The 12,415-nt window shown below is 44.5% G+C and carries 7 protein-coding genes and 1 pseudogene; 4 read left to right on the top strand and 4 right to left on the bottom strand.

What is annotated here, in order from left to right; all coding sequences use genetic code 11:
- The first annotated feature begins 68 nt into the window (after positions 1-68).
- From ppc to HYI04_RS00030, 3 genes are all read left to right on the top strand, one after another.
- A complete protein-coding gene (ppc, locus tag HYI04_RS00040; protein WP_178895714.1) occupies positions 69-2,753 on the top strand; it encodes a phosphoenolpyruvate carboxylase in 2,685 nt (894 codons plus the stop codon).
- A gap of 299 nt (positions 2,754-3,052) precedes the next feature.
- Entirely contained in the window at positions 3,053-4,354 is a 1,302-nt protein-coding gene (locus tag HYI04_RS00035) for a solute carrier family 23 protein (RefSeq protein WP_058951473.1), read from the top strand.
- 149 nt (positions 4,355-4,503) lie between these two features.
- The gene (locus HYI04_RS00030; RefSeq protein WP_178895713.1) at positions 4,504-5,409 is read left to right on the top strand and encodes a LysR family transcriptional regulator; all 906 of its coding nucleotides are present in this window, start codon (positions 4,504-4,506) and stop codon (positions 5,407-5,409) included.
- Here the strand turns inward: HYI04_RS00030 and HYI04_RS00025 are convergent.
- The 4 genes from HYI04_RS00025 to ilvD all read right to left on the bottom strand — a co-directional run bounded on the left by HYI04_RS00025 (position 5,406) and on the right by ilvD (position 11,671).
- Positions 5,406-6,143 carry a sulfite exporter TauE/SafE family protein gene (locus HYI04_RS00025; protein ID WP_178895712.1) on the bottom strand — a complete coding sequence of 246 codons (738 nt, stop codon included), beginning with the start codon at positions 6,141-6,143 and terminating at the stop codon, positions 5,406-5,408. The genes HYI04_RS00030 and HYI04_RS00025 overlap by 4 nt on opposite strands.
- 161 nt (positions 6,144-6,304) lie before the next feature.
- Positions 6,305-8,410 (bottom strand): TonB-dependent siderophore receptor, encoded by a 2,106-nt coding sequence (locus HYI04_RS00020; protein WP_178895711.1) that lies wholly within the window; start codon positions 8,408-8,410, stop codon positions 6,305-6,307.
- A gap of 205 nt (positions 8,411-8,615) precedes the next feature.
- Positions 8,616-9,914, bottom strand: coding sequence for a hypothetical protein (locus HYI04_RS00015; protein WP_178895710.1), 1,299 nt, complete (start codon positions 9,912-9,914; stop codon positions 8,616-8,618).
- A 71-nt stretch (positions 9,915-9,985) separates the two neighbouring features.
- Positions 9,986-11,671: a dihydroxy-acid dehydratase gene (gene ilvD, locus HYI04_RS00010; RefSeq protein ID WP_178895709.1), complete on the bottom strand. Its 1,686-nt coding sequence runs from the start codon at positions 11,669-11,671 to the stop codon at positions 9,986-9,988.
- 356 nt (positions 11,672-12,027) lie between these two features.
- Here ilvD and HYI04_RS00005 point away from each other — a divergent pair.
- Positions 12,028-12,415 (top strand): annotated as a pseudogene (locus tag HYI04_RS00005) (IS701 family transposase); the annotation flags it as partial.

Genomic DNA, 12,415 nt, shown 5'->3' with positions numbered 1-12,415 from the left:
CTGCCCCTACTTGGATTGTCATCGAATCGGGGTATAGTCAAATTAAGAACAACGAGGGAATAATAATCATGATTCAACAAATTGATGCTCCACTACGTGAAGATGTCCGATTACTCGGTAACCTATTGGGTGAAACCCTCAAGGAGCATGCAGGACAAGATTTGTTTAATCAGGTCGAGCAAATTCGGGCCTTATCCAAAGGGGCGCGGGATGGTCAAGTTGAAGCCGAAAAACAGCTGGAACAACTGTTTTTCAGCCTTGAAGATGATGAAATTCTGCCGCTGACGCGTGCCTTTACCCACTTTTTGAACTTTGCCAATATTGCGGAGCAATACCATGTGGTCCGTAGCCGTCGTCAAAGTGAATTTGATGAGACCGCACCCTCTCCAAATCCGCTCGACCACCTCTTTGCTAAATTTAAAAATAACGACATTTCAACCGATACGCTGTTCCAGCAAATCTGTGATTTAAATATTGAACTGGTTCTCACCGCTCACCCCACTGAAGTTAGCCGCCGTACCCTGATCCAAAAATATGATGGTATCAACGATGCCTTATTTAAAATGGATCAGCAAAAACTGACCCCTCGTGAGCGCCAGACAGTCCTTGAAGACTTAAAACAACTGATCTGTTCGGCATGGCAGACCGATGAAATTCGTCAACACCGTCCAACCCCTGTCGATGAAGCAAAATGGGGCTTTACCACCATTGAGCAAACCTTATGGAATGCCGTACCGAAGTTCATGCGTGAACTAGACGACATGGTGATCGAACACTGTGGGCAACGTCTGCCTTTACATGTGGCACCTGTACGTTTCGCTTCATGGATGGGTGGTGACCGTGACGGCAACCCGAATGTGACACACAACATTACTCAAGAAGTCCTGTGGCTATCGCGTTGGAAAGCGGCTGATCTTTACTTACGTGACATTGAAGATTTGCGTTGGGAACTGTCGATTCAAAGTTGTAGCGATGAACTACGTCAAGCCTTGGGTCAAGACCATCCTGAACCCTACCGTGAATATTTACGCGATACTCGCGAACGTTTAAAAGCTACGCGCCATTGGCTCGCAGAAAAACTGCGCGGTGCCGATGCCGATGACAGCTTGGTGATTAAAGCCAAAGAGGAACTGTTACAGCCTTTACTGCTGTGCTATCGCTCTTTGATTTCCAGCAATCTGCCTGAAATTGCCAATGGGAAACTGCTGGACTTTATCCATCGGGTGAACTGTTTCGGGATTGAACTGCTGAAACTGGATATTCGCCAAGAATCGGGCCGTCATCGCCAAGCGATTTCGGCGATTACTGAATATTTGGGTCTGGGTAATTTTGAAACGTGGACCGAACAAGCGCGCCAAAACTTCTTATTGCAGGAACTACAAAGCAAACGTCCACTGTTGCCCAAGCATTTAAATGAGCCTGCGCAAAGCTTAATTGAACAACCTGAAGTGCAAGAAGTGTTTGCCACCATGCGCACTTTGGCAGCGCAGCCTCAAGAAAGTTTAGGTGCCTACATTATTTCGATGGCTGAATATCCAAGTGATGTGCTGGCGGTACTGCTTTTGCAAAAAGAAGCAGGTATCCAACACCCACTACGTGTGGTGCCATTGTTTGAAACATTGAAAGACTTAGATGGCGCCGCAGCCACCATGAATACCTTATTCAATATGCATTGGTATAAACAGCATATTCAGGGCAAACATGAAGTCATGATTGGCTACTCAGACTCTGCAAAAGATGCAGGCTTTATGTCAGCCAATTGGGCACAGTACCGTGCGCAAGAAGAATTAACCGCAATTGCGAAAACGCATGGCATACAACTCACACTATTTCATGGTCGTGGCGGTTCCATCAGCCGTGGCGGTGCGCCAACGCAACAAGCCCTGTTTTCACAGCCACCTGGCTCGATTTCAGGTGCAATTCGAGTCACTGAACAAGGTGAAATGATTCGCTTCAAGTTTGGCCTAGAAGGCATTGCGCTACAAAACCTAGAGATTTATACCGCTGCCACTTTAGAAGCCACTTTACTTCCACCACCCGTCCCAAAACCTGAGTGGCGCGAGTTAATGCACAGCATGACCGATTTGTCGGTACAGGTATATCGTCAGACCGTGCGAGAAAACCCGCACTTCGTCAAATATTTACGCACCGTCACGCCAGAGCTTGAACTGCAAATGTTACCGCTTGGCTCACGCCCTGCAAAACGTAAAGTCACTGGCGGCATTGAGTCTCTACGTGCCATTCCTTGGGTATTTGCGTGGACCCAGATTCGTTTGATGTTACCCGCTTGGCTAGGTACTGGCGCGGCAATTAACCAAGTGATTGATCAAGGTCATAAAGCCACCTTAGATGAAATGCTGGTGGCATGGCCGTATTTCCAAACCCTGATTGATATGTTGGAAATGGTGCTCTCAAAGTCTGATGCTCATGTAGCGCTATATTATGAGTCGCACCTGACCGATGATGAGGACTTGAAAGTGCTCGGTGAACATCTACGTCAGCGCTTAAAGTATGCAGTGCAAACCCTCTTGGCGCTTAAAGGTGAGTCTAAACTCCTCAGCAGTAACGAAGTTTTAGATCAGTCAATGAGAGTGCGCAAACCGTATTTATTGCCGCTGCATTTACTCCAAGCAGAGTTAATGAAACGTCGTCGCCGCTACCTAGAAGAGCGTCAGGAAACAAATACACCTGTAGATCATGCACTTATGGTGAGTATCGCCGGCATTGCAGCGGGTCTTCGTAACACAGGATAAAGTTTTAAGCCCGCTCCATTTAAAGCACATCAGCATGATGTGCTTTTTTATTGACCGCATGGTCAAACCTTTTATAATTTTTTATCAATCCAATCATAAATATTTATGAATGAGCGATTGGCTAAATTTACCAATTAAACATTGATTTTTCATTATTTTTAAAAATTAAAAGTTTTACCATACGGTAAAAAGTTCTGAAAAGTCATAAGATTAGTTTGAACAATTTTTTGTATCACTGATTAAATCTTCTAAAAAACAAGAGTATGATGTGCACAATTTATCTTTAGAGTGCTCAAAAAATGTCCAATTGGTTTCCCAAATGGCGCCCGTACGAAGGCAATATCGATGCACGTCCTGTTGGCACAAGTGAATACCTCCCTGCTTCACAAAGTGCAATTTTAGGTGTGCAGCATGCCTTTGCCATGTTTGGAGCAACGGTTCTTGCACCTTTCTTAATGGGCTTCGATCCCAACCTTGCTATTTTAATGTCCGGGATTTGTACCATCTTGTTCTTTATTATGACGGGTGGACGTGTTCCAAGCTATTTAGGTTCAAGTTTTGCCTTTATTGGGGTCGTGATTGCAGCAACGGGCTATACCGCATCGGGCACAGGCGCACTCAATCCAAATTTAGCTATGGCGGGCGGCGGTATTATTGCCTGCGGCGTGCTCTATACCTTGTTTGGTTTTATGGTCATGGCAACGGGCACTAAGTGGATTGAAAAACTGATGCCGCCTGTGGTGACAGGTGCTGTGGTGATGATTATTGGTCTCAACCTTGCGCCAGTGACGGTCAAAGGCGTTGCGGGCAATTCCTTTAATATGTGGATGGCACTAGTTACCGTATTATGTATGGGCTCGATTGCAGTCTTTACCCGTGGTTTATTGCAGCGTCTCTTATTATTAATTGGTTTGTTACTGTCTTACTTGGTCTATTTCATCGTGACCAACGTTATGGGCTATGGCACAGCGATTAATTTTGCACCAATTCAACAAGCCGCTTGGTTTGGTTTACCGACTTTTCATGCGCCTGAATTTAATGCCAATGCCATGATGATCATTGCACCAATTGCGTTAATTTTGGTGGCAGAAAACCTCGGTCACATTAAAGCCGTGAGTGCGATGACCGGTGAAAACCTTGATCCGCACATTGGTAAAGCGTTTGTTGCCGATGGTGTCGCAACGACATTAGCAGGCGGTGTCGGCGCACCAGGCATGACCACCTATGGTGAAAACATTGGAGTCATGGCAGTCACACGAGTTTACTCGACCATCATTTTTGCCATCGCAGGTGTGTTTGCCATTTTCTTGGGTCTGTCACCGAAATTTGGTGCCATCATCCATACCATTCCGACCGCGATTTTAACCGGTGCGTCGATTGTAGTGTTTGGTTTGATTACCATCGCGGGTGCAAAAATTTGGATTGAAAACAAAGTCGATTTTTCACAGAACAAAAACCTGATGGTCGCAGCAGTCACCATAATTTTAGGTACAGGTGATTTTGCCTTACAAATTGGCAACTTTAACTTGGGTGGTATTGGTACTGCTACGTTTGCAGCGTTGTTCTTAAACTGGTTCTTCAGCTTAGGGCAAAAAGATTAATCTATCTGATATTTTGATTATCCATTGTTGATCGCAGCCTTCGGGCTGCTTTTTTTGGTCTAATGCTCTGACTCCTATTACACCTAAAGGGATGTCTCAAAACGCAAAAAGGACTAAGATAAAGCAACATTTTCCGCTTTGACCCTGCCATGCGCCTTGATTTTTTTGATCTGCAATTGTTTATCAATATCCTGAGTACAGGCAGTCTTACCAAGGGTGCAGAACGCTCCGCCATTTCTTTACAGGCCGCCAGTGAGCGAATTAAAAAATTAGAACACCATTTTGAAGTCAGTTTATTTACCCGCCATGCAACTGGGGTAAAAGCGACCCTTGCTGGACAAACCTTTGCGGAATATGCGCAGCACTTACTGCAACAACAGCAGCAATTACAACAAGCCATGCTGCCCTTTGCTCACAGTGCAACGAGCAACATTATATTGTGGTGCAACTCATCGGCGCAGAGTGAGTACTTACCTCATTTATTGCCGCAGTATTTAATGGAAAATCCGAAGATTCATATTGAATTAAAAGAAGCCGAAACCAATGACATCATTCAGGCCCTCAGTACAGGTACGGCGCAGTTGGGGCTGATCTCTGGTTTTTTTGATGCAGGGCAGCTTGAAACTCAAGAGTTTGCTGAAGACCCGTTGGTACTGATCTGCCCAAGCCAGCATCCACTTGCCACTGCGGCACAACTAGAACTGGGAGAATTACTGCAACATCCATTTGTGGGCCTCATGCAATATCACTCCTTACAACAGTCAATAGAAGCTCAAGCCAAACGCTTAGGCTGTGACATCCACTATCGTCTACGGGTGCCGAACTTTGCCGCGATCGCCCAAGTCGTTGCCAATGGCGTCGGCATTGCGATTATTCCCAAACGGGCAGCCCTACGTTTAAAAGTACAGTATGATTTTCAGCAGGTTGAACTCTTAGGCAAATGGGCCAACCGCAAGTTGCTATTAGCGGCACGGTGTTTTGATCAGCTCGCAGTAGATTACCAACGCTTTAGTCAATTCCTCTTGAGCCAACATGACCAACTCAGGCCGCATTAAAGCCAGCCCAGTTGATGTAAAACCATATAACTGCCAAATAGCACTAGGCCCACAAAGAACACCTTACGAAAGGCTTGTTCAGGAATGCGGTAGCGAATTTTAGTGCCCAACCACATTCCGAGCAATGCAGGCAGCAGTGCGATCAACGACAGTTGATAGTCAATTGGAGTGTTTTCAACAGGATTTCGATGTAAATACGTGGCCAGACACAAAGTTGAAACGGTAAAGGCAAGGCCGAGCGATTGTACCAAATCATCCCGTTTCAAATGCAAGGACTGCAAATATGGAACCACGGGAATCACCACCACCCCTGTCGCCACCGTCAAAGCACCGCCCAAATAGCCCATGATCGGTGATAAATATTTTTCATACGGGGCTAAGTTGGGCATGTTTTTGACAAACAAACCATATAGACCATAAATGGCCAGCATCCCGCCCAACAGCGCTTCACTTTGAAATTCGCCATGTCCAAGTGTAGGAAAAACACTCCAAACTGAACCAATGATCATGCCCACCAGCAACGGCCAAAAGCGTTGTACCAGTCGCAGTACACGTCCTTCTGCGAACAATTGCCAGAAGTTCGTGACCATGGAAGGGATAATCAGCAAAGTTGCCGCTTGAAATGGGCTAATCACCAAAGATAAAAGTCCCATCGACACGGCGGGCAAACCCAGACCAATGGTACCCTTAATCATGCCTGCGACAGCAAAAACAAAAATAACAAAAGCAAGCATGACGCTTCTCTCTAAACACTTAGCGCCATGCTATAAAATTTAAATCTGGGCTCATATCACTGTTTTTAGAAGTAAGCCTCAACCAAAGATTGAGGCTTACTGGAAAGAATGGTCTGGACTCAACTGTTATTGAATCCAGATGTGATGCAGTGTGCTTCTGCTTAGTATTTAAAATTTAAGCTGAAGCGGAAAGTACGTGGATCGCCCCAATTCACCAATTGCGCATTTGGCGTGGTGCCGACTAGATACTCTTTATCAAACAGGTTTTTTACACTGAACTTTGCGCCCCAATTTTTAGCTTCATAGCCAGCACTGACGTCGTACAGCGTATAGCTCGATAGTGGGACATAAGAAGTCCCTCGTTGTGCTGTACGCTCGCCCTGATAATTCGCACTGGCACCAATATTCCAGCCCAGTGGCTCATCAGCAAAGAAGTATTGGGTTGATAAAGAGGCTGCATTTTTAGGCACATGGTTAATCCGCTTACCAATATCACTGCTGGTGGTACTTTCTGTCGTTTCCGCGGTAGGAATATAACTATAGGTTGCAGTCAGGTTCCATTGATCCGTCAATGCAGCGGATAATTCCGTTTCAAAACCTTTGGTTTTTTGTTCACCGATTTGCACAGAATAACCGAGGGTAGAATCCGACTCAGTCACGTTCTGACGGGTTAAATCATAATAAGCCACATAACCTTGCAGTCTTTGATTCAGCCCTTGGAACTTAACCCCAACCTCAAACTGTTCTCCCTCTTCAGGGTCCAATAGTGTTCCGCCAGCGCCAGTGTCGCTCACAGGAAAGAATGAGGTTGCATAACTCACATAGGGCGCAAACTTATCATTGATTTGATACATCAAAGATGCATTACCCGTGAAAGCATTGTCCGAGTTTTTAGTTGTTGTATTTGTTAAGATATTGTCAATTTCAACTTGAGTCCAGTCATGGCGTCCAGAGAGCCCAATAATCCAGTCATCATCAATTTTAATGGTGTTTCTTAAATACAAACCTGCATATTGGCTATAGGTGATTTCTTCCGTTGGCACACCTACTTTTTTGATACTTATATTTCCATAACTTGGATTATTTACATCAAAATCATTGATCGTATCTGTTCGACGATAATAATCACTACGCTCACGCATCATATCTACACCAACCATCACATCATAGTTGATAAGTCCAAAATTAAAGTTGCGCTGCAAATTATTATCCAAAGTATAATTCACATCTTGCTTATCTTGATTATTAATTGCACGTTTAATTGTAGGTAATACACTTCGACCAGATGCTAAAATCGAATCACCCAATGTCTCAGTTTTAGTCACAGCAAAGTTTTGTTTAAAAGTCCAAGCATTATCAAAATAATGCGCATAGTTCGAACCTAAACGATAAACATCAACGTCATAACCATAGTCAGAATCGCCAAAGAATAAGGTCTGTGAATAGTTTTTATAAGCGCCATTGCTATAGGGAATCCCCTGCTGGCGAATAAAATCCCGATGCTGATAGCTGGCAATCACAGACAGTTCGTCTTTTTCACCTAAGTCAAAATTATAAGACGGTGCAATATAATAATTTTTATAATAAACATAATCAGTTGGATCATCTTGGTCAGAGGCATGACCCACCACACGAAACGCCCCTTTTTCGCTATCATTTGGCGCATAGTTGATATCAAATGTGCCATCCACAAAGGCATTGCTGCCATAGCTCACACTGCCCCGAGAAAAAGTTTCAGCTTCAGGACGTTTGGTGGTTAAGTTAACTAAGCCGCCCGGCAAGGCAAAGCCAAAACCTGTCGATGTCGGCCCTTTCACCACTTCAATCGACTGTAAACCACTGATGTCTTCTGAACGTAGGGCATTATCAGAAGTTTGAATACGCAAGCCATCGACATAGGTCTGTGCGCTGGAAACCTGCCCACGAATAATAAAGTCATCCCAACCACGGCGACCATACTGTCCTGCGGTGACCCCCGCTACACCCTGCAAGGCTTCAGACAGTGTTTTCGCTTGTTTCTGTTCGAGTTGTTTTTCACTAATCACGCTGATCGATTGTGCTGTTTCAAACAGCGGTGCATCTGAACGCAAAACAGCTGATGCAGTTTTTGCTGCATATGCCGCTTTTACATCTGCATCTTGGGCTTCAAATTGCAAAGTCGGTAAAACTTGGGATGATGCTGTTTCCTGTGTCTCGCCCTGAGCAAACGCTGCTGTAGTCATCACGGCCAGAATGGATAAGCTCAAAGAAGAAATATGAAAACGCATAACATCAATCAACAGACAGAAAGAATGCCAATTATAATCATTTTCATTTGGAAGCCTATTTATTAATAAAATTTAACAATAAATTTAATTGTTAAACCTCATTAACATTATTAATAAGCACTTTAATAACTCAGCCAAAAAACACCATCGGCTTTAGGTTTCATATGTTATTGGACTGTTTTGATCAATAAGAGATATACAAAACTCAGCCTTCGCTTTCATCCACAGGGTCGGTTTTATATTGATCTTCCAGCACATTACTGAAAATACTTTCAATCATCCAGACGCGATACAGACTATTAAAGACATAGCTCTGCCCATCCACACGCAGTTCAATCACGGGGAAATCAGGCTGGGACTTCATTTCACAGAGCATGTCATTTTCTTGAAGCTTGGCTTCCACATCTTCGGTGATCAATGCTGTGATTTCCAATTCTTGCATCAGTTGATCAAAGTGCGATTTAAAGGATAAATCTTTGCCTTGGGTCCAAACGGCTTTCAAAATCCGATACATGGCATCAACGCGCTGCTCTTCAGGCACGCTATAAAATAACTGTGCCATCGCCAAAGTGGCTGCTTGCGTCGGACGGCAAAACGGTGTGAATTTGATTTCTGTCCGTTTGGATAAACGCGTTGCCAAACTCCAATCAAACCCGTCTCGACCGTGATAGCTGAGCGGATAGACATTGAGCTGAATATTATAATAATCGGCCAGTTCTTCTTTAATATAAGCCAATAACAACCATGAAATTGGATCTTCCAGCGCAACGTATAAGTCTAACTCTGGATCGAGCGCCTGAATTTCATTTAACTCTTCAGCATCACTAATCAAATGCTCACGCCAATCAATATGATTGATCAAGAAAATTGGATTATCGGTAAATAATTTTTGTTGTTTTAAACGGCGCGTTAAACGCAGCAGATCATCGACGGCATGGTACTGACGGTCACCAAGCTGGAAGTAACTGGCCAATACCGCCTCATCATTAAAAATACGTTCTGGAAAGTGTTGCTCTTGATGGTGACGGCTGGCCATCGCATATAAGGTGCGCAGCTTACCCTCTTGTTTTTGCCACAGCATGTGAAACACATCTTCCAGCAAATATAAAAAGTCCTGCCCACGCAGCGGTGTATGCCGCAAGATGGTTTCCGCTTGGCTCAGCGCCTCTGGACTGGGTTGTTCTGGCGTTTCGTGAAAACTAAAACGGTGCTGGCGCGACAGAATTTTGGCATCATTTAAACAATAAGTTTGCCACTCCAAAGCCGACATTTGATTCGGGGGGGCAGCAGCCTGACTGGAAATGACCACCTTCAATGGTTTCAGTTCGTCCGCTAAAATTTCTTCAATTTGTGGTAACTGCTGAACCGCTAAATAGCTATATACATCGTCGAGGCGTAAATGAATACTCAAGCCTTGTTCTGTAGATACGACCGTTTGACGAATCGGTTTTTGATAAAACCAACGCGATCGAATCGGATCGAACCATCGACGCAACAGTGACATGAGCAAAGCCTCTAAATTAAACCCTTGAAAGTACTACAAGGGTTTATATCAATTCGCAGCAAAATGATCAATTAGACATCTAAATTTAGATCAGTTACCGCGCCTTTTTCCGCACCAGTGGTCAGTTTTGCAAACTTGGCCAAAGCCCCATAACGATAATTCGGCTGCGGTTTCACCCACGCGGCTTGACGCGCTGCGGCCTCTTCTGCCGAAATATGCCACGTCATTTCGCGGGTTTCTGCATTGATTGAAATTTTATCGCCATTTTGTACTAAACCAATTGGCCCACCTTCATAGGCTTCTGGGGTTACATGACCAATGACAAAACCATGACTACCGCCGGAGAAACGACCATCGGTGATCAGCGCCACAGATTTGCCCAAACCTTTACCAATAATCGCTGAGGTCGGTTTCAGCATTTCAGGCATACCCGGACCACCTTTAGGCCCTTCACCACGAATCACCACCACCTCACCCGCTTGAACTTCGCCATCCAAAATGCCACGCATTGCGCCAATTTCACCTTCAAAGACACGTGCAGGTCCTTCAAAGTAAAGGCCTTCTTTGCCGGTAATTTTAGCCACAGCACCTGTTGGAGACAGGTTACCTTTAAGCACCACCAAGTGAGAGTCTTTTTTAATTGGCGCGTCGAACGGTAAAATAATCTGTTGACCTTCTGGATAGTCTTCAACCTCAGCCAAATTTTCCGCCAAGGTCTTTCCAGTGACCGTTAAACATGAACCATCGAGCATGCCAGCATCAAGCATTCGCTTCATCAGCGGTTGAATGCCCCCAATCGCGATCAGCTCAGACATCAAATATTTGCCAGATGGACGCACATCGGCCACTACGGGAATATCTTGCCCGATACGGACGAAATCATCCAAACTCAGCTCAACCCCAGCAGTATGTGCCATTGCCAGTAAGTGCAGCACACCATTGGTCGAACCACCCAAGGCAATCAGCACTTTAATTGAGTTTTCAAATGCAGCTTTGGTCATAATATCGCGTGGTTTCAGGTCTAAGCGCAGTAAATTCATCACCGCTTCACCTGCTTTTTGACAGTCGATCCGCTTGTCATCAGAAACCGCTTCTTGTGCAGAGGAGCCCGGCAAACTCATGCCCAAGGCTTCAATCGCAGAGGCCATCGAATTTGCAGTGTACATGCCACCACATGAACCCGGCCCCGGCAGGGCCACTTCTTCAATCTGTTTGACTTGAATGGCACTGATTTCACCTTTGGCGTGCTGACCCACAGCTTCAAAGACGGAAATCATGTCGGTATGTCCTGCGCCAGGCTTAATTGTACCGCCATAAACAAACAAACCTGGACGGTTTAAACGGGCTAAGCCCATGATGCAACCCGGCATATTTTTGTCACAACCACCGATCGCGATAACGCCATCATAGGCTTGGCATCCCACCACCGCTTCTATCGAATCCGCAATAATTTCACGGCTCAGCAATGAATACTTCATACCTTCGGTGCCGTTAGAAATACCATCTGAAATGGTGATGGTATTAAAAATAATGCCTTTACCACCAGCTTGATTGACCCCTTTTTCGGCCTCACGTGCCAGTTCATTGATATGCATATTACATGGCGTGACATTAGCCCAAGTAGACGCAATACCAACAAAGGGACGAGTAAAGTCTGAATCGTTAAAGCCTGTGGCACGCATCATGGAACGTGCGGGCGCATTTTCAATGCCTTCATAAACAGGAGCTGAATGTTCGCGGATATTGTCTTTACTCATTGTATTTGTCCTTAGCGATGGCTGCGTATTGCTCTACAGTCTTGGCAATTTTTTCTGTTTTTATTGTATAGAAAGCAGGCTAGACATGAAAGCGACTCGCTGGGTATTACATGAACCCATTTATTGTGGTTCTACCCAAATCAGGTCAAATGATGAAGCGACATGGATGTCGCTGTTTCACTGTATGGTAGGGACGCCATATCAGGGGAACAAAGGCATTTTGTTACTTTTGTGCCGTCAAAAGTAAAACCTCGTCTACGTAATGACAGTGCAAACCATACTGTAAAATGCGATGTACTATAGGACTTACGCATTGACGGATTCAAAAAAGTATTAAAATACTTTATAAAGTATCTGTGATCAGACGAATTAAAAATGCTTCTACAGCAACTTGTACTCTACCCATTTATATGGGCTTTCTCATGACAGAACCGAACTCTATTAGCTGCACACAACTTGCCGAGACTTATAACATCTCGCATGATAGTGTAAATCGCTTTCTAGAACGTGAAGACTACACACCTCACGACCTATATCAAGAAGCAATTCAACATATTGATAATAATAAACTTATAGTCAGTATTGATGATACTGTTTTAGATAAACCATATAGTCAGCATATGGACTTAGTTAGCTATTTTTGGTCAGGCAAACACCACCGATCCGTCAAGGGTATTAATCTCATTACCTTGTATGCGACAGATCAAAATGGTCAAAATATTCCAATTAATTTCCGAATTTATG

It is taken from the genome of Acinetobacter sp. SwsAc2 (assembly GCF_013391465.1).
In the GTDB taxonomy this organism is placed as follows: domain Bacteria; phylum Pseudomonadota; class Gammaproteobacteria; order Pseudomonadales; family Moraxellaceae; genus Acinetobacter; species Acinetobacter johnsonii.
Note: the sequence above shows the minus strand (reverse complement) of the source record. Positions and strands in the feature narration are given on the sequence as shown.

What these genes read in the sequence shown, in the direction of transcription:
- HYI04_RS00025 (WP_178895712.1), bottom strand. Translation starts at nt 6,143, where the DNA reads ATGCTTGCTTTTGTTATTTTTGTTTTTGCTGTCGCAGGCATGATTAAG.
- ppc (WP_178895714.1), top strand. Translation starts at nt 69, where the DNA reads ATGATTCAACAAATTGATGCTCCACTACGTGAAGATGTCCGATTACTC.
- HYI04_RS00020 (WP_178895711.1), bottom strand. Translation starts at nt 8,410, where the DNA reads ATGCGTTTTCATATTTCTTCTTTGAGCTTATCCATTCTGGCCGTGATG.
- HYI04_RS00015 (WP_178895710.1), bottom strand. Translation starts at nt 9,914, where the DNA reads ATGTCACTGTTGCGTCGATGGTTCGATCCGATTCGATCGCGTTGGTTT.
- ilvD (WP_178895709.1), bottom strand. Translation starts at nt 11,671, where the DNA reads ATGAGTAAAGACAATATCCGCGAACATTCAGCTCCTGTTTATGAAGGC.
- HYI04_RS00030 (WP_178895713.1), top strand. Translation starts at nt 4,504, where the DNA reads ATGCGCCTTGATTTTTTTGATCTGCAATTGTTTATCAATATCCTGAGT.
- HYI04_RS00035 (WP_058951473.1), top strand. Translation starts at nt 3,053, where the DNA reads ATGTCCAATTGGTTTCCCAAATGGCGCCCGTACGAAGGCAATATCGAT.